The sequence below is a fragment of the candidate division WOR-3 bacterium genome (assembly GCA_039801365.1).
Taxonomy (GTDB): domain Bacteria; phylum Hydrothermota; class Tepidihabitantia; order Tepidihabitantales; family Tepidihabitantaceae; genus JBDRUN01.
The window spans coordinates 1-23,627 of record JBDRUN010000010.1; the positions used below are offsets into that span (position 1 = coordinate 1).

15 protein-coding genes are annotated in these 23,627 nt (G+C 57.5%); 9 read left to right on the forward strand and 6 right to left on the reverse strand.

Features of this window, described 5'->3' with window-relative positions:
• The 6 genes from ABIL25_02695 to ABIL25_02720 form a co-directional block, all read left to right on the forward strand.
• A partial coding sequence (locus ABIL25_02695; GenBank protein ID MEO0081186.1) for a BadF/BadG/BcrA/BcrD ATPase family protein occupies positions 1-444 on the forward strand: 444 nt, incomplete at its 5' end.
• Positions 445-565: 121 nt separating this feature from the next.
• Positions 566-1,978: an AmmeMemoRadiSam system protein B gene (amrB, locus tag ABIL25_02700; GenBank protein ID MEO0081187.1), complete on the forward strand. Its 1,413-nt coding sequence runs from the start codon at positions 566-568 to the stop codon at positions 1,976-1,978.
• 122 nt (positions 1,979-2,100) lie between these two features.
• The gene (fabD, locus tag ABIL25_02705; GenBank protein MEO0081188.1) at positions 2,101-3,054 is read left to right on the forward strand and encodes an ACP S-malonyltransferase; all 954 of its coding nucleotides are present in this window, start codon (positions 2,101-2,103) and stop codon (positions 3,052-3,054) included.
• Positions 3,055-3,062: 8 nt separating this feature from the next.
• Entirely contained in the window at positions 3,063-3,338 is a 276-nt protein-coding gene (locus ABIL25_02710; protein ID MEO0081189.1) for a TMEM165/GDT1 family protein, read from the forward strand.
• Positions 3,339-3,506: 168 nt separating this feature from the next.
• Entirely contained in the window at positions 3,507-4,661 is a 1,155-nt protein-coding gene (gene truD, locus ABIL25_02715) for a tRNA pseudouridine(13) synthase TruD (protein ID MEO0081190.1), read from the forward strand.
• A gap of 9 nt (positions 4,662-4,670) precedes the next feature.
• A complete protein-coding gene (locus ABIL25_02720; GenBank protein ID MEO0081191.1) occupies positions 4,671-7,496 on the forward strand; it encodes a hypothetical protein in 2,826 nt (941 codons plus the stop codon).
• A 43-nt stretch (positions 7,497-7,539) separates the two neighbouring features.
• On the opposite strand, the gene ABIL25_02725 is transcribed toward ABIL25_02720, so the two are convergent.
• Complete coding sequence (locus ABIL25_02725; protein ID MEO0081192.1) at positions 7,540-7,857, reverse strand: hypothetical protein; 318 nt, start codon at positions 7,855-7,857, stop codon at positions 7,540-7,542.
• A 1,207-nt stretch (positions 7,858-9,064) separates the two neighbouring features.
• Here ABIL25_02725 and ABIL25_02730 point away from each other — a divergent pair.
• The gene (locus ABIL25_02730; GenBank protein MEO0081193.1) at positions 9,065-9,346 is read left to right on the forward strand and encodes a hypothetical protein; all 282 of its coding nucleotides are present in this window, start codon (positions 9,065-9,067) and stop codon (positions 9,344-9,346) included.
• A 164-nt stretch (positions 9,347-9,510) separates the two neighbouring features.
• Here the strand turns inward: ABIL25_02730 and ABIL25_02735 are convergent, their stop codons facing one another.
• A complete protein-coding gene (locus tag ABIL25_02735) occupies positions 9,511-13,539 on the reverse strand; it encodes a T9SS type A sorting domain-containing protein (GenBank protein MEO0081194.1) in 4,029 nt (1,342 codons plus the stop codon).
• A gap of 303 nt (positions 13,540-13,842) precedes the next feature.
• Here ABIL25_02735 and ABIL25_02740 point away from each other — a divergent pair, with 303 nt between their 5' ends.
• On the forward strand, positions 13,843-16,455 hold the full coding sequence (locus ABIL25_02740; GenBank protein ID MEO0081195.1) for a CARDB domain-containing protein: 2,613 nt from the start codon (positions 13,843-13,845) through the stop codon (positions 16,453-16,455).
• 609 nt (positions 16,456-17,064) lie between these two features.
• Here the strand turns inward: ABIL25_02740 and ABIL25_02745 are convergent.
• On the reverse strand, positions 17,065-18,114 hold the full coding sequence (locus ABIL25_02745) for a hypothetical protein (GenBank protein MEO0081196.1): 1,050 nt from the start codon (positions 18,112-18,114) through the stop codon (positions 17,065-17,067).
• A gap of 41 nt (positions 18,115-18,155) precedes the next feature.
• Between ABIL25_02745 and speB the strand changes: the two genes are divergently transcribed.
• Positions 18,156-19,025 (forward strand): agmatinase, encoded by an 870-nt coding sequence (gene speB / locus ABIL25_02750; GenBank protein ID MEO0081197.1) that lies wholly within the window; start codon positions 18,156-18,158, stop codon positions 19,023-19,025.
• A 225-nt stretch (positions 19,026-19,250) separates the two neighbouring features.
• Here the strand turns inward: speB and ABIL25_02755 are convergent, their stop codons facing one another.
• The 3 genes from ABIL25_02755 to ABIL25_02765 form a co-directional block, all read right to left on the reverse strand.
• Positions 19,251-21,440, reverse strand: coding sequence for a two-component regulator propeller domain-containing protein (locus tag ABIL25_02755; GenBank protein ID MEO0081198.1), 2,190 nt, complete (start codon positions 21,438-21,440; stop codon positions 19,251-19,253).
• 171 nt (positions 21,441-21,611) lie between these two features.
• Positions 21,612-22,655, reverse strand: a complete 1,044-nt coding sequence (locus ABIL25_02760) for an MraY family glycosyltransferase (GenBank protein ID MEO0081199.1) — start codon at positions 22,653-22,655, stop codon at positions 21,612-21,614.
• Positions 22,652-23,599: a glycosyltransferase family 2 protein gene (locus ABIL25_02765; protein ID MEO0081200.1), complete on the reverse strand. Its 948-nt coding sequence runs from the start codon at positions 23,597-23,599 to the stop codon at positions 22,652-22,654. The genes ABIL25_02760 and ABIL25_02765 overlap by 4 nt, the downstream gene beginning before the upstream one ends.
• Positions 23,600-23,627: the final 28 nt, after the last annotated feature.

Genomic DNA, 23,627 nt, shown 5'->3' on the forward strand with positions numbered 1-23,627 from the left:
TTTGCCGAGAGTGACATGATTCACAAAGCTCAGCTCGGCATCGCCACGGCAGACATCGTCGCGGGCCTGTGCGACGCAATCGTCCGAAACTACATGAACACCGTCGCTCGAGGAAAGGTTATCCAGCCGATGATTCTGTTTCAGGGCGGTGTCGCAGCCAACGTCGGGGTCAAGGACGCATTCGAACGCGCTTTGGGTCAAAAGATTGTCGTGCCCGAGCATTTTCTCGTGATGGGTGCGATCGGCGCAGCCATTTTGGCGGCCGAGGAAACCTGCGGCAGGGGCACAAAGTTCGCCGGCTTCGAAACCGCGGACATTGAGTTTGAAACAAGAGCTTTTGAGTGTGACGGCTGTCCGAACAAGTGCGAGGTAGTCGAAACCCTGCGCCAGGGTCAGGTCATTGATCGGTACGGCGACCGGTGCGGAAGGTGGTCACAGGTGTAGGTCGCTCCATCGCGTTGACAGTGACACCGCCGACGTATAAGATGAGTTGATATTGAGGACTGCATTGCTGGTGTTGCCGATTGTGCTTGGACTGTTTTGTTCGAGCCCCAAGGAGTCGAGCATGGTTAGAGAACCCGTTGTCGCTGGCCAGTTCTATCCTGCGGACGCCGAGGCCCTTGCCAAAATGGTTGACCAGATGCTTGCCGATGCCGAGCCGCCGGCCCTGACTGGTCGAGTTGTCGGCATTCAGGTACCGCACGCCGGGTACCCGTATTCCGGTTCGACCGCGGCCTGTGCGTTCAAACTGCTTTCTGGACTGGATTCGGTCACAATCGTGATGGTCGGGCCGAGCCATCATATTCCCATCAACAAGGCTGCAGTGTTTGACAGGGGGAAATGGAAGACCCCGTTGGGTGAGGTTGAGGTAGACGCTGATTTGGCAAGTCGGATGATTGCCGAAGACGACTATCTTACGGCGATGCCTGCATCCCACTGTCAGGAACACTCGCTCGAAGTTCAACTACCTTTTCTGCAACGGGTCATACCGCAATTCAAGATTGTGCCAATAATGCTGCTTCACCCGACTTGGGAGCAATGCAGGAAGGTAGGCCGGGCGATTGCCACTGCAGCTAGGCATAAAAAAACCGTGCTTCTTGCATCTACTGACCTGTATCACGGCCACGACTATAGTGCGGCCAGACGTACTGACAGCCTCACAGTGAGTCTTATCACGCAGTTCGAGCCCAAGGCGCTGTACGAGGCCTTGGATGCCAGCAGGGCGCAGGCGTGCGGCGGGTATCCAGTTGTCGCGGTAATGACTGCGGCACAGGAGTTGGGGGCAAACAGTACGGTGCTTCTTGCTCAAACTAACTCCAACGATGTAACCGGAGTACGCGACGGGTACTGCGTCGGGTACAGCGCCACAGCGTTTGTGGTCGGGAAGAACTCTGGCCTTGATACGAATGCAGACACAAGCCATGAACTGACCATGGCGGAGAAGAAGAGCCTCCTGGATATTGCGCGGCGCACACTGGAACGTTACATCAGGACCGGCATGGTGCCAGAGGCGAAACCCGTGACGGCGAAACTGTCCGAGAAACGAGGTGTTTTCGTTACCCTGCACAGGAAAGGCGAGTTGCGTGGGTGTATTGGATATGTCGAGGCAGTAAAGCCGTTATATCAAGCGGTGCGTGATATGGCAGTTGCGGCCTCGACCGAGGATCCGAGGTTTCCGCCGGTTGAGACGACGGAACTCAGTGACATTGACATAGAAATAACAGTACTCAGTCCTCTGAGCCGAATCCTCGACCCGGAGTCGGTTACCGTAGGCAAGCACGGCCTAGTTGTGCGTCGCGGAGGCCACTCCGGCCTGCTGCTTCCTCAGGTGCCGGTTGAGCAAGGATGGAACCGCGAAGAGTTTCTTGCACACACGTGCCTGAAGGCCGGCCTACCCACTGATGCCTGGAGGGACAGGGCCACCGAGCTGTACGTTTTCACCGGCCAGGTCTTCGGTGAGAAAGTCTTGGGGCGATAGCGGTCAAACGGCGCTTGGCGCCTTGTGCCATCACCCTAAGGCTTGTTGTATCCTCTGCAACAAGGGACAACATTCATAAATCTCGGCGCAGGTCTGAGAGGAACCCGGTTGACACCCCGGTGATGGATTCTATTATTGCATCTGAACAGGAGAAGCCAATGAGCAAACGTTACGGATTTCTTTTTCCCGGTCAGGGCGCCCAATATGTCGGAATGGGCGCAGATTTGTACGACAAGTACGCTAAGGCTCGCGATACCTATGAACGTGCTACTGACATCCTCGAATTCGACCTGAAGGAGGTGTCGTTTCAGGGTCCGGAAGAGAAATTGCGGCAGACCCGCTACACCCAGCCTGCGATCCTCGTGCATTCGCTGGCGGTCTTGTCGGTTCTCGGACAGGTCGAACCGATTCTAGTTGCTGGCCACAGCCTCGGCGAGTACTCGGCGCTGTACGCGGCCGGAGCGCTTGATTTCGGGTCGGTACTCCGTCTGGTAAAGCGCCGGGCCGAACTGATGGCCGAGGAAGGTGAAAAGAACCCAGGTACGATGGCTGCGATTCTCGGACTGGACGCTGCCGTGGTCGAAGAGCTCTGCCAAGAGGCCGGTGGCGTAGTCGTTTGTGCGAACTACAATGAGCCTAAGCAGACTGTAGTGTCGGGAGAAGTTCAAGCAGTCAAGAAGGTTGCCGAGCTTGCACAAGCGAGGGGAGCACTCAAGGCGGTAATGCTACCCGTCTCGGGTGCCTTTCACTCACCGCTGCTCGCCCGGTCGGCTCGGGATTTTGCCGAGTTTCTGGCGCTGTTTCCCATCAGCGAACCCCGCTGCCCGGTCATCGCGAACGCGACGGGCCGGCCGGCTTCGACCGCGGCCGAAATAGGGGAATGCCTTGCCGCGCAACTGCGTAGCCCGGTTCGCTGGGTGCAGACGATGCAGAGCGCGAAGGAACTAGGTTGCACGGCGTTCGTTGAGGCCGGGCCAGGCCGGGTCCTGGCCGGGCTTGCTCGCAAGATTGACCGGGACTTTGAGGTCATACCGGTTGGCACCGCTGACCAGGTGGCCGCAGTTCTTGCAAGCTAGGAGCAACAATGGACTGGAGACTTTTGGCCGCAACGTTTGGAACAGTATTCCTAGCTGAGCTGGGCGACAAGACCCAGTTGGCCACTTTGTGTTTCGCCGCGTCCGGTCGCTCGTTCTGGAGCGTGTTCCTTGGCAGTTCTCTTGCCTTGGTGTTGACTTCGTTAGTCGCTGCACTCAGTGGTTCAGGCCTTGCTCGGATTGTCCCGGTTCGATATGTTTCAATCGCGTCTGGCGTACTATTCATCGTCATCGGTGTATTCGTCATCATTCGAAATGTCAGGTAATTCCAGAGGCACACGCGAGGAGGAGTGAAGACGGATATCAAATGTACAAACAGAATAGCCTGACCATACTTCCGCTGAGCCAGAGTTCCTATTTTCTACACGCCTATCATTGTTCAGTCTTTCATCGTCGGTGTCATCGGTTGCATCGGACTTTTTTCGTGTGACCTGATGAAGCTGAAGTGCCGGCCAGAAGACTTCGTCGTTGAGGAGAAGGTTCGGCTTCGCCTGAAGAGACGGGGGGCCTATTCGATCTACCGCCTGGTGAAACGTTGCTGGAACACACTTGACGTCATAAGGGAGCTTGAGGCCCGCCATCGGCTGCACAGGATCGGACGCGCTGGTCTTAAGGATCGGTATTCTCTATCGGTGCAGTACATTTCGGCCCCCGGTCAGGGACCGAAGAGTGTCGCGACGGAGAACTACCGGCTCACTCTGATAGGTATGTCAGATAAACCGGTTTCCCGGGACCTTGCTTTGGGTAATCGGTTCGCAATCACACTGAGGTCTCTGTCAGAGAACGAGGTTGAGACTGTCCGAGCTGCGGTACCACGAGTCCGGCAAGACGGTGTTCCCAACTATTACGACGACCAGCGTTTCGGTTCAGCCCGACACGGCCTGGGCTTCATCGGCCGGAAATTGATAGACGGACACTTCAACGGTGCTCTCAAGTTGTTATTGGCAACGCCTTCTGCTGCAGACGATTCGCGTACTCGAAGAACCAAGCAGTATTTGGCCGAGCACTGGGGCGACTGGAACCGGTGTCTCGAGGCAGCGCCGGAAGATGCGAGGCTGGCACTCAGGCATCTCAGTAAACATCGCTCAGACTTCAAGACTGCGGTCAAGCTCCTACCGCGTGGGCTGCTTGAGTTGTTCATCAACGCTTACCAGTCATACCTGTGGAATGAGACTCTGGCTGGTCTGCTTGCCCGACTCAGGATTCCAGCCCGGAAAGTCGAATACTCAGTCGGTGCCCTGCTTTTCTATGAACGGCTCGCACCGGACAAACTTTCCTATCTGCGTCGGCTTCTTATACCGGCCCTGGCTCCCAGCACCAAGTTCAGAAGCGACCGGGTGGCCTCGGTTGCCGCTGAGGTACTTGACCGGGAGGGACTGGAGCTGGGCAGGTTGAGGCCGAAAGTCAGGCTGGGCGGGCTGTACTTCAAACCGTATGAGCGGGCGGCAATCGTAGTACCGAGTGAGCTTGAGTTGTCCGAACCCAGACCGGATGACATGTATCCGGGTCGGTACAAGATGGAGCTCAGATTCTTCCTGCCACCCGGTTCTTATGCGACCGTGGTTTTGAAGCGGCTCGCCCTGGGCTGAACGTTCGTGGTGTTCGTCGCTGTGCTAATTACAGTAGCTCTGCCTGGTATGCTCGATTTCGACCCCAGCAGCTCGTGGTACACGCTGGAGACTGAGCACTTCGCGGTTCACTTTTCTTCACGTGGCATGTTCAAGCCCGAACAAAAGGAATTGGTAGAACATGTTGCCCGGCTGGCTGAGGATGTCCACGCCCAGCTCACCGCGCTTATTGGTTGGGCGCCTGCGTCAAGAACGCAGGTTGTGATTAGCGAGTCCTTCGACTATGCAAACGGCTGGGCCGCGCCGTTACCGGATAACACCATCACGTTGCTGCTTTTCCCACCGGCTGGCGAGAGGAGTGGATACGACGACTGGTTGCGGACTCTGCTCGTGCACGAGTACTGCCATGTCATCCAGATGGATATGGCAAGGGGACTACCAAGAATGCTACGCCGGATGTTCGGCCGGGCAGGGCTGACGAACCCCTTTGTTCCAGTCTGGCTGCTTGAAGGTTATGCACTTCACACCGAGACCAGGGTCTGCGGATATGGCCGGGCTGAGAGTGCCGAGTTTGATATGATGGTTAGGGCCGCGGCCGATGCCGGGGTCCTATTGCCGATTGACCGGTGCTGTAACTATGAGCTCATGCGGTGGCCGGCCGGCAGCGCACCGTACCTTTACGGCAGTCTTTTCTGTCGCTATATCGCAGCAAGAGCGGGACAGGAAGTCTGGGACCGCTTCAGCCTGGCGCGGAGCTCCGGGTTGCCTTTCTTTGACAACTGGTATGCCCGCCGACTGCTCGGAGCGGGATTCGATTCGCTATGGCGGGAGTGGCAAGCAGAGCTAAACAGGCACGCTGATTCGGTTAGTCACGTTATACAGCTCGAGCCATTGACCAGTTTTCGCCAGCTGACTGAGGAGGGTTTCTATACCGGTTCGCCGTTGTGGTCACGCAGCGGCGAGGAGGTGTACTACATATCCAACAATGGTACGGGGTTTCCCGCGATAAAGGCAGTGAATGTGGCGAGCCGTGCTGTCAGGGTTGTATTTCGGGGGCGGGTGTCGGGCAACCTGTCACTGTCAGCAGACGGCCGGTGGCTGGCTTTCTCGCAGTTCGAGCGCAACAACTACTCAGACCATTCCGATATCTTCTGCGTCAATCTTCGCTCAGGCGAACTGCGACGTCTCACACGAGGCATGCGGGCGCGGGACCCTGACTATTCGCCGGACGGCAGGACTCTTGCGTTCATTTCTGTCGAGCACTGCCGCAGCAGCTTGATGCTAATGGACCTGGCCACTGGAGAGGTTGAGAACCTTGTTGAAGGAGACGCCTACGCTGTCTACTCAAACCCTCGCTTCTCGCCGGACGGGCGGTACGTTACGTTTGCGGTCGGTCGGCCAGACGGTCACTCAGATATCGAAATATTGGACCGCTTGACTGGCTGGGTCGTACCAGTTACCGAGGATGCTGCCGTTGATCTCTCCCCGTGCTGGTCACGCACCGGCCGTCACCTTTTCTTTGTCTCAGACCGTTCTGGCGTTTTCAATCTCTATGCATTCTCACTCGAGACTCGGCAGGTGCGGCGCTGCACCAACGTGCTGTACGGTGCTTTTGGACCTGCTGTGTCTCCGAGTAACCGGGAGCTGGCTGTAGTCTTGCACTCGTTCGAGGGCGATGACATTGCCGTTACTTCACTGGACGCTCGAACTTGGGGTCCGGCCCTGTCCCCCCTTGACAGCATTCGTAGTGTATCGGTCGGACCAAACGAATCTAATGTCCAGCCACTTAGGACTGTGGCGTCTCTGAACCTTTCCCCAGTATACTACTACAACCCTTTTCCCACAATCCTGCCCAAGTTGTGGCTGCCGTTCGTCTGGCCTGACTCGCTTTGGAGCCTAGGCGCATTTACGTTCGGGTGGGATGCGCTGCAAATTCACCGGTACTCCGGCGCAGTCGGATACCGTCCCGGCGCGGGGCCATTCATGGCGCTAGAATACCGGTTTAACAGATTTCTGCCTCTGTTAAGACTGAGGCTGAACACCGACCCCAGGCTCCAGACTGGAGAGCTCTCGTTTGGTGTGCCGGCGCTATCCAACCGTCGTTCTTCAATATTCGAACTGACGGGCCGAGTTCGGCGCGATACGGCATTCGCGGCTCGATACATGCTGGGATTTGCGACCTCTAATGCGTTTGCCTACCGGTTCGACGTAGCGCCGAGAGAGGGTGCGGTGTGGGGAGCATACTCGGACCTCGAAGCTAGGTCGCTACTGGGCCAGCACGAGCGGGTTCGCGTTGTGTCATACGTGTCAGGTTTCGTCGGTAACTGGCCATCCTCCCCTGCTTCTCCTGTGTTTTCCCGCTGGAGTGTACGTTTGCGAGCCGCAGCCGGTTCTGCATTCGGCGATGCCTCACGGGACAGCGCTTGGCAGACAGTCGCGCGTGATGGTATCTTCGGTGTCCGAGGTCCGAGAGCGGAGTCAGTCTTGGGGTGTAACACTGCTGCTGCCGGGGTCGAGTATCGCATGCCCATTTCCTGGCTGGAGCGAGGACTGTCAACCGCACCGGTGTTCCTGCGCAACCTAAACGGAGCGCTGTTTGCCGACTGGAGGATGACTTGGAGCCACTGGCAGCCGCGTGGCAGTGACCTCGAGAGATCACTACTTGGACTCGGTGCAGAAATCAGGGCTGATCTGGTCTTTTTCCACCTGTTGCCGGCGAGCTTCGCGGTCGGCTACGCCCGGGGCGTCAGACCTGCACCCGCAAACACTGTCTATTTCAGGCTGGAGAGCTCGATGCTTGGGGAACTGATGGACCAGACGCAGGAACGCTTCGAGCCGGTTTTACTGCGCGACTAAACATGGTCCTGCGGCTGGCAGAGCAAACACGGGGCGGAAGCGATCACTTGCCGCAGACTGGGCACTTGTAGTCGGGTGCGCTTGGTGTGGGGTGGGTAGCGTCAGCCAAACCGCCGTTGCCAATCTGCTTATGATACCAGTAGCAGTGAATACTGTAGCACTCACGCGGGGTGAGGGCAGGCTCGAACCAGAAAAACTGATACTGGTTCCAGTAGGCTCTAATGGCTTCCCGGAGGTTGGCTTCGGCCCGGCCCACGACCGCTACATGCCTGGGGTCTTTACCCAGACAGTACACCCCGCCCACCTTTGTGGGGACAGAAATGTCGATCTGCAGCGGCCTCAGAAGATACGGACCACGCATTACGCGCCTCCTGAAAAACGGCGAGACTGCTCGTCTCGCCCCTCTGCCGGTCTCTCGATGTAACCCGCGGTTACTTACCGCGCATCTAATGTTACTACCACAACACCGCTTGTCAAGCGGCCGCGTTGCCTCACTAAGAATGTACTCGAAGCTACCCTGTTGCCTCGGTTGAGAGAGTACTCAAAAGGAGACGTAATTTGCCGAAAGGATTTGGTCAAATGGAACTGACCAATACGTGAGAAACAGGCCCTAAGAATGGAGCTGACCCGCCAATGTTCCCCAGCTGACAGAAAGACGAAGGCTGCTATCATCAACCAGGTGACGCGGCTCACCGGATACAACCGTTTCTACACCACACCCCTGCTGCGGGTTTCCAATCGCCACGTTCTCTTACCGCAGGCCGCCAGCCCACACCTCGTGCTAACCCGCCGCTCCACAGGGCTACGCCAGGACTAAGGCCCGGCCAAACCCGCCCCGACGCTCCTGCGGCAGACGCCAACTGTCACTCATGCTGAGCGCCGGACCGACCAGGGTATGTGCAGTTCGACCTTGTTGATCACAACGGCGGCTGTGCCCGGGGCGAATCCTGTCAACCGCTTGATGTTACACACCGTTATTATAGTGGCTGGACCGAAACTCGGGCGGTACGCAACAAGGTGCACTGCTGGATGTTTGCCGCGATGCGTGACATTCGGGGCCGGCTGCCCTTTCCCCTAATGGTGATTCACTCGGACAGCGGCCCCGAATTCATCAATGGGGCGCTATACGAGTATTGTCTGGCGAACGGGCTCGAGTTTAGCCGCTCGCGACCGTACCAGAAGAACGACGACTGCTACTTAACTCGTCCGTTCTCAAGCTGGACGAGGTTTGTGATCCGAATAGAAGTGCATTCTGAGGCGCGGGGCTTAGTACCCTGGATAGGCAACAGGCTCTGCTTCCCAGAACGCAGCTTGCGAGATTCTTTCTCTCTTATACGGCCCAACCAAGCGCAACCAGGGGCTACCGAGCATTGGCAGCCGCAGACACTAGGATACTGGGCAAACAAAAATGCGATGACTGACGCCCCTCTCTTTCTGACTTGCCGTGCACGCTGGTCTGTGTTGGTGAATCCAAGAATTCAGTTCCCAGCAACTAGCGACCAGCTTTCACAAGCACAGTTAGTTCATTCAGCTTGATTCCCGCTTGGCAAAAGCTATCATTGGCCGACATGCGTAACCGACGTACTCAGACTGGTGGACGTTCCCTTGGTCTTCTGGTGCTAGCTGTACTGGTCGCGGGCATTGCCGGCAGCGCCATATCCTACTTTCTCGCCGGAGTGTTTCCAGCTGGTCCAGTCCGAGATTTCTTCTTCAAATCCGTCGACGTCGGCGTGCCGGTCTTCACCGTGAGCCTGGGGTTTGCCAGGCTGACGTTCGGACTATCTTTCACGATTACCACCTTTACAGTTGCTCTGATCGTCCTAGGCACTTACCTCTGGTATAAATTCTGATCCTGCACGCCAGTGCGCCAGACCTAGACCCGTAAGAATGGCGAATGCGAACGCATTTCATCATGCAAAGTGCGATTCACCATCAAGACGGGCAGCGGATTGCCCGCACCGCGACTACGAGGCTTGTGGCTGCGAGATCGCCCGCAAGTCGCACAACTACCTAGCTATTCTTCCTGCACGACCAACTTACTAGTCAGGACAACACCACTAGTGATCTCCATCCTCAGGACATACACACCTGCAGGAACTCTCTGGTTACGCTCGTTGACTGCGTCCCACCGGACTGAATTTCGGCCCGGCAGGGAGGTAGCGTCATATAGCGTCCTGACCAGCCGTCCGGTCCGGTCGTAGACCCTGAGCCGGACATGGGTCGAGCCGGGTGCTGAGTAACTGATGAGAGCCCCGGTCTTGGTCGGGTTAGGCCAAGCCTGAAGAAGCGGTACGCTCGATGGATGGCCGGACTCGGCCATCGTGCCGGCACGCGTTTCCCAAGATCCCGAGACCGATCCGGCCGAATCAGCCGATGGCATGTACTCCCAGAACTCGTTGCTATAGGAGCCCTTGAGACAGAAGATGGTTGAATCCACCGCGGCCATGGCTGACCCGCGTTTGACTTTGCGGTGCCGACCAGCAATGGCTATAGGAATGCCAGTCCGCTGAAGCCAGGAATCACCGCCGGCCGTGTTGTAACTCCAAAACTCCTGGGTATTGCCGCCCTTGAGCACATAGAGCGTCTTGTTGAGATAGCTCATCGAGGCACCAGCCTTCACTCGCTTATTGCGCGGCCCAAGCAGCGAAACCGGGTCTAGCGTGTCAACCCAAGCATTTGTCAGAGGGCTGAAGGCAAAGACGTCTAGAGTACCCGAACCTCTCATTACGTACAAACGATCCTCGCCGTCATAGACCATGTCTGAGCCATGCTTGCAGGTAGCGAACACGCGGTTCGGATTCTTGGGCACAGCGATCGGCTGGCCAAGAAGGTCAAGTGGTATTTCCCACCTATTTGTGCTGATGTCGTACCGATAGAAGTTGTTGGAATTATTGCCTGGGATACAATACACTGAACCAGCTGCTCCTCGGCTCGGTACAAACGCAATCGCTGCACCCTTCTTAGGAGGTCGGTAGGTCCAGGCGGGGATGTACACCGGAGCCCGATGAATCCAGGTGTCAGCGGCAATGTCATAAGCGTAGAAATCAGGCTGGCCACCGGCCTTGATCGCCCATAGGTAACCTTTGTTGCCGTGAAGCGGGTCAAAGGTCAGGTCGCAGCCGTCCTTGGCCCTCCGACCAGATGAGTCAAGCGGCATCGAACGCAGAGAGTCCCATTTGCCGGTACTGAGGTCATAGCACCACAGCTCATTGGAGTTGGCCCCTTTCATTGCGTAAAGGCGATTCGTCGTCGGGGCATAGACTAGAGTTGCACTCTTGACTTTGCGGCGGAACCAGCCGAACGGGATATCTTCGCGCTGGACCCAGGGCGAGGCGATGACCACCTTGGAAATTACGTCATTAGTATCCACTGCGTCGTCGCGCATCGCGGTCGAGCAGGTCACGGTGTAAGCCCCGAGCGCAAGTGTACACGGCCGGAATGAAACCTCGGCGGAGTCACCAGGTCTGAGGTCGGCGACGATTACAGAATCATCGTATGGAGCCGGCGTCGGTCGTATGCGCAGAAAGACCTTGATAGTATCGCGCACTGTACCGGCATTCTGAACCCTCGCAACCGGGGTGAGTGGGCCGGGAAACAAGTACCGGTCAGGGACGGTGATTTCCAACGCCGCAGCATCGCGATAGATCTTGGACAGCCGGATGGCGCGGCCGGCCCGAAGACGGTTGGCGAGACCATTCACAGCAGAACTCATCGGCGGCCGCGCGTAGAGGTAACAGAGACCATCAGTGCCATCATCGTTTTCAAGTCCAACCGCCGAGTAACGGCCATTGTCAAAGTTCAGGTCACCGGTCGTGACATCGGCGTACTGGAATAGGATGGACCCGTTTTCGTGCAGTGTCACCTCGAAACTGATAGGCTCCGAGCTATCTCCACCTGGCAGCTCGCGCCACACGTCCTGCCAGATGACGGTGAAACGGCGATTTGGTTGCGTACCTTCGTTCTTGAAGCAGATGCGGCTGGTGCCGGTCGGATTGCCGACTGCCAAATTGTCCCACCAAGGATAGATGCAGCGGTTAGGCGGAGTAGGGGCCGGCATGACTGTAGGCAACGATTCATTCGTGCCCTGGTCTTTCCCTAACGCCAGCCAGCCATTGGTGCAAACGTAGACATAATTGTAGGATGTGTCGTAGTAAGGAAAGTGGAACCCAATCGGCACAAAGATACGGGCTTCGGTTCCAGCAGCAATAGCGACATCCGCCCCCGCCGTATCAATCCAAGCGTAGGTCGGGCCATCTAAAGTATCGGAATCAATCCAGCCGTAGCCCAGAGTGCTCGCGCCGGTATGGACGCCTTTGATAATATCCACCGTAAAACGCTTGTCGTCGTTCTCGGGAACCACATCTGAGCCCAGAGGCAGGACCTGATTGTGAACGATAACCGAGCAGCGCTCCGAAACCTCTGGTGTCCAAGGTCGGAAGGCTACCAGTGTGTCTGCGCCGTTGGCCAGCCCCTCAATCGGAACTGCATCCCAATAGCGGAGAATATTCCCTGTTCCAAAAATCGAGCAGGTCACCACGAGGTCGGAGAACCGGTCAACAGTAGTCAGGTTCTCAACAAGCGCTGTCGGGATAATGGGCGCATCGTAAGGTCTCTGCACAAAGTCATACCAGGGCGTGCTAACGAACAGCGTGCGGGCATCAACCGTCGGCGGCACAAGCGCAGTGTGGTTGACGGACGCGCGGATCATAATATCGCCCGGCGGAGTCTCCTCCTGACAGGTTCCTGCCCGGTACTGCCAGTACCGACCTGGGTTATTTAGCGTTCCGTCAACACCGAGTCGCGGGCATTCCGGTGGTTCCCCGACCTGGAAGTAAAATAGGTAGAATCGGCCGGGTGCGTCAAACACAAGTTGTTCACCAACGTCGGCCATAAAGACGGAGTTCCATCCGTCAGTACCCTCGAGCACCGGCGACTTCCAGTACATCTTACCCGGCCCTCCGCCCGATGCTTCCTTGAATACCGCCAGCTGATAACGGCAGTGCGAAGGGTTGGCAGGGCAGTCGAGGTAAACCTTTGCCGACTCCAGGTAGACCGGGTAGGGAGCAGGCGCATCAAAACGCACACCCCAGCCGAAGTGACCGACCGGCCAATCACGATAACTGGCTGGAGTACCCCCACAGTAGGACAGATTCTCGGTCCAGGTGACAGTAAAGTAGCGGTCAAGCGTATCATTTGAACGGTCGTCGTCAAGGGGCGCAGCACACCAAAACTTGATGTAGTAACGGCCAGCCGCAAGTGGAAACGGAGGGTTGAAAAATGTGACTCGCTCCCGCTCGCCAACCAGAAGCTGAGGTATCACGTCGCTCCATTCAGCAAGCGGATTCATTGCCTCGTCATATAGGCTACATGCCACTGGAATGTTCGTCTCGTCGGTAAGACCAACGTTCTGGAACGCGGCACGGGGTTCAAGGTCTCCCGGATACATCGTCGCTCCCGGTACCACAATACGGCGGCACATGACATCGTGTGTAAGCATCGGCTCTGCCTCAACCCTGACGTCATCAATGCACCACCATTTTATGTTTGCCAGATCACCGTCGAAGACCCAGATGATTGTAACATTCGCCTTGTTCTGGGCGTTGGGCAGATCAAAGACCTCTGCGACCGAGTCCACATTCTGGTCGTAGTAGTCCCGAAGCGTGTCGAGTGTCACTCCCCCATCAACCGAGTAGCACAGCAGCGCCTTGTAAGGCCGGGACAGCAAGCGGTTGAACAGCGTCGTGACGTAGAGCCTCACGTTGCGGTACCCGGAACAATTGACCTCGGTAACAAGAGAATCGGGTGGTGCACCCGGGTACAGATTCCAGAAGATCGCAGCATACGGAGTAGGATTTGTAAGCCACGGTGCGGCGTTCGCCTCCTCACGATGCCAGTCGTCGGAACCCTCAGGCGGCGTATAGGATATGCGCCATCCCGTAGGCGGCGACGCTGTGCTCCACGCTGAATTGAAATCCTCGCTCAGCAGGACATCGCCGAGCGTCAAACTTGCCAACACGGTCAGACCGACAACAAAACGATACATCTAAACCTCCTTTACTGTTCACATAGGAGTCACGTAACCCAAAACCGCGGAATAGCGTTGCCCGCAAAGCCTACCTTGACTTTGTCTGCGCGTAGGTAACCACGGTAATTCAATTATAGACCCAGTCCACGGACTGTCAACAATACGCTCCTGTCGGCTAGACCCCTATTGACGACCGCCCTGAGGTTGCTATAGTAACAGCGAAGCAGGCCAGATGTTGTTGGGTAAGATTCTATCTTCACTGGATGCAGCAATAGCAGCAAGCTGCAAGTCTCGACCTGCTAATCAGGAAAGGAGACAACAATGAAACCGGCAGTGTACTTGACCTTGGTACTCGTAGTGAGTGTCAACTTGTCGCCTGGGGCCGAAGGCTTCCAACCCAAGTCAGGCCTTCATAACTTCGGACTGGAGATACGCTATGACCCGATACCGGGCGTGCCTCTGGTTCAGTCGCGGGTTTCTCCCCTCCCGGCTGACCCGATCAAGCTGCGGACGGTGAACAGAGCCCTGCCAATGGATAGCCCCTCAGGGACAATTGTCGCATCCGGCAGTTCTGGCGACGGCTGCGCCGAGTTGCCCCTTTCCGGAAGCGAAGGAACCGGCCAAGTCGAGGAAACACCAGTCGTGCAGTTGTCTGCTACCGGTCCTGAAACAGAGGTCATTGTGGCCGGCACCGGCATTGCCTCAATCCTGGACAGGCCGCAGGATCAGGAATACGGACTGCCGAACCTCGTTTTCTACAAGCCGACCGGCTGGGATTATCCAATTGTGCCCTCGAGCGTGCGCAACACCCACACTGTTGGCCCAGACCTGAATGACGGCGATACCACTTTCTTCGATTTTGCAGTAGCGAACAACGGCAGCTCAACCGCAAAGCCACGGTTCTATACTTACCTCTACTGGGACGGACGTATCCTCGGTGGTTTCTATACCGAGTCGTTACCCGCTGGCTGGTACACGTACTACAACGACTATCCGTTCCGGATGCCATCAGGTTCACATCTCATCGCCGGGTTCACCGACTCCACAAACGTCATCGCCGAGTCGCTTGAAAACGATAACCGCTGGTCCGCGACTTTCAGTTGGCGCAATACTGGCACGGCCTTGCCCAACCTGCGGCCGTACGCACCAACTGGCTGGGACTTTCCGGTCGTGCCGTCCAACGTGCGCGGTACGCACACAGTGGGCCCCGACCTGAACGACTACGATACGACCTTCATTGACTTTGCGGTGCTAAACGACGGCAACGCAACTGCCAAACCAAGGTTCTTCATTTACATGTACTTGGACGGCAGAGTCATCGGCGGCTGGTATGCGGACTCGCTCCCACCCTACTACTATGGCTACGTAGACGACTACTGGGCATTCGTTCAAGCCGGAACGCACTCACTCGGCCTTGTTGCCGACTCTACCAACACCGTCCTTGAGTCAAACGAAGCCGACAACTGGTTCAGCCGAACCTTTACCTGGCGCCACGACCCGGCAACACTGCCCAACCTGACCTACTACACGCCAGACACAAGCTGGGACTATCCGGTGGTTCCCTCGAGCGTACGGAGCACGCACCATGTCGGGCCGAACCTCAACGACCGCGACACGACCTTTCTGGACTGGTGCATTGCCAACCTAGGCAACTGGGTGGCTCAGCCCAGGTTCTACATCTACCTGTTCCAAGACGCCGTGCCATTTGCTGGTTGGTATCTCGATTCGTTACCAGCCCGGACGTATGTCTACCTCGAAGACTACACCCGGTTTTTCCCCTCCGGCCTTCACGCCATCGCAATGTTTGTGGACTCGACCAACGTCGTTCTAGAGTCCAACGAAAACGATAACCGTTACACAAACACCTACTTCTGGAACCACGTGCCGGTGCCGGACCTTGCTCCTTACGCGCCGTCCGGCTGGGAGTTGCCACTAGTACCGTCGAACGTGCGCAACACCCATTCGGTCGGGCCGGACCTCAATGACTTGGACACAACGTTCATTGACTGGGCGGTGGCCAACTTCGGTAGCGCAACCGCGCGCCCCAGATTTTACACCTACATTTATCAGGACGGCGTGCCATTCGCCGGCTGGTATGCTGACTCGCTACCGGCCGGTTACTACGTATCAGTTGCCGACTATCCGCGGATTATCACCCAAGGTTCACACCGACTTGGGCTGTTTACTGACTCAACAAACGCGGTCACCGAATCGCTTGAGACCAACAACAAGTTCGACCAGAGCTTTGTCTGGCGTCATAGATTGCCGGCTATGCCGAACCTTGTGCCCTACGCGCCCACAGGCTGGGACTACCCGGTTGTTCCCTCAAACGTACGCAATACCCACACAGTCGGGCCAGACCTGAACGACCGCGATACGACGTTTGTCGACATGGCCTTTGCAAATATCGGCCGGGCTGTGGCCAAGCCTAGGTTCTACACCTACCTGTACTCGGACGGTACTCCCTTTGCTGGGGTATACATGGACTCACTGCCCGCAGGTTACTACGGCTATGCTGAGGACATCGCGCGAATGTTTACGGCTGGTAACCACTTACTGCGACTTCTCGTGGATTCAACCAACACTGTGGTCGAGTCCCTTGAAACTGACAACGAATGGGAACGTAACTTCGACTGGCGGCCCGGTACAGGACTCGAAGAAAATTGCCGGTCAGCATCCGGAGCTGGACGTCCCCTCGTTGCAAGCGTAGTGGCTGGCAGGACAAGAGTGCGGTTCAAACTGTCAGTCCCGGCTAGCATCAGACTCCGAGTTCTTGATATACTGGGTCGTACAGTGACAGTGCTGGCTCAAGGACACTACGCAGACGGTTTTCACGAAGTCGACTGGGACTGTGCTGGTGCGGGCGGCATTTATGTCCTCGAGCTGGAGACTCCGTACCATCGCAGGCAAGTAGCACTAGTCGCGAAACCATAGAACCCGGAGGGTTGTGGAACATTCTCTGCAGTCCTCTTGAAAAGTCTTGCCACTAGGTCAGCGCATGCTGTCTGTGTTGTAGCGATAACAACACCGTACCTTTGCGGCACGGAAACTGAGTAATTCAGGACCAAAAGAGTAGACGATAGGCTCGAAAACCTGGTTACATCCGCATGTGGCCAGCGAACTCTCCCTGAAAACGGTACCAGTCCGCATTGCCAGCCCCACACGGAGGCACCGTCTGGTCTTCGAGGCCTACTGGGTCTGAATGCGACGTCAGCTAACTCATATCCGCATGCGCGCTTCTTTTCAACCAACTGCTACCGAAGCACCGGCTTGGACTCTGCGCTGCGCCACCTGTTCTAATACCGAAGGCACGATGCGATATCTCCGGTCTGCTGTGACAGGTGTGCTACCGGTTTTCCGTGTCATCTGTTTACCCGGTTCGCACTCGACGCAGCGAAGGTGCCCAGGAACTGCTGCCAATCTCACTAGTTCGGCTTCTCCCGTTTCCTTGCGCTTTGTCGGCGTGCACAATGCACTAGTGGTGTGTTTTCGAGGGGCTCGCTGCCAGTTTGCTGTTCGCGGCCCGAGGTAACCAGACCCAGATTACCGCACCAGGCTAGACTGCAGCACAAGGCCGGCAATCCGTCCCATCGCACCGCCAGGTCCAAGCATTTTTCTGAGTCGTTCTGCATGCTCTTTGGCCCGGTTTCTGGTTCCGGCATTTTGCAGAAGGGATAGCACGGCCGCGGTTAGTGTATCAGCCGACGGATCAAGCAGTTCGCACACTGTCCCAGGACCAAGCAGTATGTTAGGCAGGGCGAACTGACCGACCCGAACCAGTGCCTGGGCAAGCAGCTGCGAACCCCAGGACAAATGGTAAGTCACGACCTGTGGAGTTCCGAGCAGCGCGGTTTCGAGTGCGGCTGTACCGGATACAACGACCGCACATTCAGCATGGCGGATGATTCCATAGCGACTGGCAACCCTGGCCAGGATGTCGTTGCCCGGACCATTAATCATGACTCCACTCAGGCCAGGGTGTAGCGTATGCAATCCGCCGAACACCCGCGCAAACAGTGGCCGGTGGAACCGCCTCTCCTGCGGCCTGGACCCGGGCAGGAAGACAATGTAACGTTCGGTCTCGACCAGTCCAAGTTCACTGAACGTCTCGGTCCTTTTTCCGACTCGGTCGAGGAGGTCGAGCAGCGGATACCCAAGAAAGATGGCATCCAATCCATGCCGCCGCAGTTCAGCTTCCTCAAATGGAAACAGGCACACAACCCGGTCTGCCGCGCTGGCAATGGCCCGCACCCGCCATCTGCCCCATGCCCAGAATTGAGGCGGGGCGAGATACACGACCGGAATCCCCAGTCTTCGACATCGCTCTCCCAGCACCAGATTGAAGCCAGGGTATCCGACAAGCACGACCCGATCCGGCCGGTCCAATGCCAGTCGGGCCAGTATATGCTCAAGCCGGGCTTTTTCCCGGGGTGCTGACCGCAAACCCTCAAGAAAGCCAAGTGCCGGATCGACCTTTCGGCCAGGCCTGATACATTCGACAATTGTCTCTGGTACGATTGCGGTCAGTGCCCGCCTGAGCAAAACTGCAAGGAGGAAGCCCGAAGGCTCGCCGGCCGAGATGAGAACACGCATCCCGCAAGAGGCTAGAAATCAGACCTTGACTGTCAAGCTGCATGACCATAGACTTTGTCCTGTCCTGTGAGACGAATCGGATGACATTTGACTTCGTGCGCGCCGACCCGGCGCAAGCCTCAGTCGTCATCGTCGGTGTGCCGCTCGACCGTTCCAGCTCGTTCATTCCCGGCACCCGGTTCGGACCTGATGCCGCCCGCCTCGGCTCGGTCAACATCGAGTCCTTCAGTCCGTATCAGAAACGCGACGCTGCCGAACTGGCAATCGCCGATGCCGGTGACGTGTGCTTCACATTTTCGAATCCTGATGCCCCATTTGAGCAAATCCGCAGCGTCACTCGCTCGAACATCGAAGCCGACCGCAAGCAGCTTGCGGTCGGCGGTGAACATACCATTACACCGGCGATCGTATCCGAGTTAGTGCGTGCACACCCTGACCTCTGTATTGTGCAGTTTGACGCCCATTCAGACCTGCGTGATGATTTCCTCGGTGAGAAATGGTGTCATGCAACTGCCATGCGCCGCGTGCTTGACTTTGTGCCGCGCTACCGGCTGTTTCAGGTCGGCATCCGTTCGTTCAGCCAGGCCGCGGAAATGGACGTGCCCGAGTTGTTCGCATTTGACGTCCTGGACTCGATTGGAACTGTCCGGCAGCGTATCGGCTCGCGGCCGGTGTATATCAGTCTTGACGTGGATGTGCTCGACCCGTCGGTACTACCGGACGTCCAGACCCCGCAGCCTGGCGGTGTCACTTATCAGGAACTGGCAAAAGCCTTGGCCGGACTGGCAAAGCTCGGCGTCGTCGGAGCCGACATCGTCGAGTTCTGTCCGCGGGGTCCGCATCCGACTGCCGGCGCACCGGTTGTCGCCGAACTGGTGCGCGAACTTGCCATCGTCCTAGGAACAAGCTGAAAGGAGGTAAGTCCGTAATGTGTTGTCATGCCTGCCCTGGGTATGAGCTGTGCCGAACCAAGAAGAACCTCAAGCAGGATGACTGCTGCCCGCAATGCCCCTACTTCTCGTCGTGCATGGAGGAAACCCTCGAGGAGGATGTGCGAGTGCCGCGTAGTCACCCAGCGCGCCGCTCCTGACGATACCCGGCAACTGCCCCATTACCAGTCCGGGTCGAACGTCCGGTCAGTGACCGACAAGTGCCAGCCGCTCGACTCTGATGCCGGCCGGACTCAGTACCTCAACAAGGTAAACCCCGGTCGCGACCCTTCCCGGTTTCCACACAGCCCGCCGCATACCTTGGTCCACAATCGGCTGGGCGACGAGCATGCCGGTCAGTGTCCTGATTTCAACCCTCGACTGCTCAGGCAATCCGGAAATCACAACCCGGTCGTTCACCCCGAGTACACAGGGATTGGGATACACCAGAATATGCAAACCTGAAACCGTGTCTTGGCCCGGCACGATGTTCAGAAGCGAGACCCCGCGCTGGGTTCCGACCACAACGATTCCCCTTATCGTACCAATCTCCAGTGCCTGGTAAAAGTCGGTTATCCCTTCTTCGCTCTTGATAAGTCCACTGTTCTGCGCGGTGTAGTTGTTCCAGCGACCTGAAATCCGGTCGTACATCGAAAGCCCGCTCTGACAGAGAAACCACACCCGGCCGGACCGGTCGGCTCGTACACGGTAGACGTTATTGTCCAGCAGCCCGGAGTTAGCGCTGGTGTAAACCCGGAACCCAGCACCATCCCACACTGCTACGCCCTGGGGCGTGGCGAGCCAGATGTTGTCTTCCGGATCGGCTGCGACCGAGCGGACCTCGGTTGCCGGTAGGCCATTCGCGATGATGGAATACGAATCGTCGGCCCGGTTCCGGAGCGTACCCCTGGTATCAATCCTGACCAGTCCGACGGTCAGGCCGAGCCACACGCAGCCGCGCGAATCAAAGGCGAAGTCAAACCCGCCCCGCGGTGGCGGCACAAGACCGGGAATGTCAAACTCCACCCGGGTGCCTGAGGAATCAACCGCAACCACCATACCCTCGCCGTTGAACACCCACTTGGTGTCATAACGATCAATGCCAAATGCATCGATCACGTTCCAGCCGGAGTTCGGTCCCCACTGAACCCTGCCCCATGTATCAGCACCGGGGTCATAGACACTCAGGCCGCCGTCACTCGCAAAGTGGGCGAACCATACCCGGCCCCGCGAATCGCAGCTCACCTCAATCGGGTTGATAAGCGGACTCGACCTGGTGTGAATTGAACCATCCGGCCTAATCTCCGTGACCGCGCTGTAACCCCAGGAGGTAAGATAGTGACACAGGTGCAAACTGCCGGTGACCGGATCGAAGGCAAGCGCCGATACTTGGGCTGACTTGATGCCCGGTAGGCCGAGTACACTCCAGGACTGACCGGTTGCTGCGAACGCAAGACCCTGGCCCGCCTGCACGTTACCGCCCAGGCCGACCCAGACCGTGTCGCGAACCAGCAGCGAGCGGGCATCAGCGGAGAGGATCAGCTCGAAGCGATACTGACTCATTCCGTCACCCCGGAACAGACCGGTATCGGTCGCCACGTAGATGTCCAGACCGGAAACCGCAACATCAGACACCGTCCGCGGTTTGGCAAAGGTGAACACCGGCCTGAAACCACTCGACTCAAGCACGGCGAGCCCGCGCTCGGTAGCAACCAGCAAACTGTCGCGCCAGAACGCCATCGCCTTTACTGAATCACCAAGAGGCCGACGATACCCGGTCCAGCTCTCCAGGCTGCGGCAAACTGATGTCACACCCTGGTTAGTCCCGACCCAGTAGCGGTCACCGACCTCCAGCGAGAGCACCCGGTCGCTAAGCAGTTCTCTACGGGTCGCGACCGAGTAGTGTTTTATGATGTCGTCCGAGAAGTCAAGCGGGGTATCCGGGTCTTCAACTACATAAAGCCCGCGGTCAGTACCAAGAAGCAGCCGGTCGCGGTCCCAAGCCAGCGCTGTGACCTTTTCCGGGAGGTCGTTTGGACGATACACCAGTGCGAAACTCGATTCCTTCGGGACAACAGCAAGACCACCGCCATCAGTCCCGACCCACAGGTTGCCAGCTGAATCGAATGCGGCTGCAAGGCAGTTGTTTGCCGGCAGCCCATCGGTGTTAACCAGCTTCTGCAACGCCCAGACCCGACCCGGGTCAAACCACACGAGCCCGCCCCGGGTCGCTAGGACGAACATCGAGTCATCGGCTACGATGTCGTTGATGTAGTTGGTGTTGGTGTAGGTCTGCCACATGGACTCTTTGCCCAGGACAGAGCATGTTGACAGAAAGCCGAGGGCCAAAACGGCCGCACTGATCGCGGCTCTTGCCGGACGTATGTTCGTAACCATCAGAGCTGCTGACAGATTCTAACCCTACAACCGCTCCAGTCAATTCCGCTGGCCACAGTGCCGAGCAGCAACACCAAGCCGCACAACACGAAAGGTAGCAATACAGGGCTGCCTTCCAGCTTTGCAGCTCTTTTCCACTTGTCTCGTGGCGTCAGTGATTGCGTAGTAGTTCTATCTCGGTTCCTGGACGGAGCTGCCCCGCCGTCCGGAAAAGAAAAGCAGGAAACAGGCTGCGACCAGTGTGACAATGAACAGCGCCGACATCCTGGGCCCAGTCGCAAGCAGCAACGCGATACCGCCAAGCAGGGCTGAAACCAGATACAGGAGCACCACGGTACGGCGGTACCCCAGACCGAGCGAGAGCAGACGGTGGTGAATGTGCCTCCGGTCGGCCTCAAAGATACTGCGTCCCCGATATGTCCGGCGAATTATCGCACCAATAGTATCAAGAATAGGTATTCCAAGCGCAATGAATGGAACAAGCAGGCTAACGAGCGCAACATTCTTCCCCGCACCGACAAGAGCGATAACCCCGAGCACAAATCCGAGCACGGTTGAACCGGAGTCGCCCATGAATATCCGGGCCGGGGGAAAGTTGTAAGGCAGAAAGCCAAGGCAGGCACCGACAAGGGACGCGGACAGCGCCATCGTGACGACAAACCCGGCACGGAAAGAGGCAATCATGAACACAACTCCGGCAATCGCCGCAATACCAGCGGCCAGTCCGTCCAGGCCGTCAATGAAATTGATCGCATTGGTTGTCAGAACTAGCCAAGCTACAACCAAAGGATACGACCAGAACCCAAGTTCAAACGTGCCGACCAGAGGCAGGTTGAGCCGGTCCATTGGCGGGACGATTACTGCAAACAGACCGGCACCCACCGCCTGCACGCCAAGCCGTACCCACCAGGGCAAACTCTTGAGGTCGTCCCATAATGAGACCAGGAAGACCGGCGCCAGTCCGATCCCCAGTCCAGAGGCGAGGCGGCCGGTGAAAGGGTAATCACCCCACTGCATGGCAGCGAGCCCAGCCAGCCCCAAGGCCGCGGTAATTCCGATACCGCCCAGCCGTGAGATACCATGCGGATGAACCTTCCGGTCATCTGCTTCATCGTAGAGCGAGTACCGGCGGCCAAGCCGGATAAGTAGCGGTGTAACCGCGACCACAACCAGCGCGGCGAAGACTAAAGGAATCAGGGCATAGCCGATGTTCATTTCCTACTCTCCGTGGCTTGCAGTCTGCGTTTCCCCTGCCTCCACGAATGCTCGTATTCCTGGATCCCGATTGTCTGCGCGGCGAATAATGCCGCCGTATAGGCAACGAACAGAAGGTCAAGCAGAATCCGGCGTCCGTAACCAGCCCCGTCAATGAAGAAGAGCCGGTGAGACCTCAGGCGATGGAATTCACTCAAACGCTGCGCTCGGCGTCGACTTGCTCCAACTGCGTGCACGACCCGGGCCTGCGGCAGGAAATATACGCCCCAGTTGCGGCCCAGCCGCCGACAGATGTCCACGTCCTCGGCAAACATGAAGAACCGTTCATCGAACCCCCCGACTTCATCAAACGCTTGGTGCCGAAACACCATGAACGTGCCCACTACCGCCTCAACTTTGACCGGTTCGCGTGTATCCTCAGCCCCAAGATATAGGAACTTCCTAGCCTGTGGATATCCGGGCCAGATTCGACTGAGCAGCGACCGTCGACCAGCCAACACGTAGCGAAGTCTCGGCAGTCTGCGGGCCGACGGATGAAAAGTGCCATCCGGGTATTCAAGCCTGGGGCCGACAACTCCGGCGTGCTCGTACTCATCGAGAAATCTAACTAGCGCTGAGACCGCTTCGGGCAGAAACTCAACGTCCGGATTCGCAACCGCGAGATACCGCGCCCGCGCCAGTCTGGCGCCGCGATTGGCGGCCGCACCGTATCCCAGGTTCCGGCCAAGCTCAACAAGCCTCGCCCCTGCGTTGCCACACGCCATCCGAAGCGAAGCTTGGTCATCTGAACCATTGTCAACCACAATAACCTCAACTCCGACGTCGCCACGCGTGTGCTCAAGCGATGCCAGCGCACGCACTAGAGAATCGGTCGAATTGTAGTTCACAAATACGACGCTTAGCTTGGGGTCCATTGCCGGGCCACGAGAAGATAACCACTGCAACTTTGGAGTCAAGGACGCCCAAAGCTCA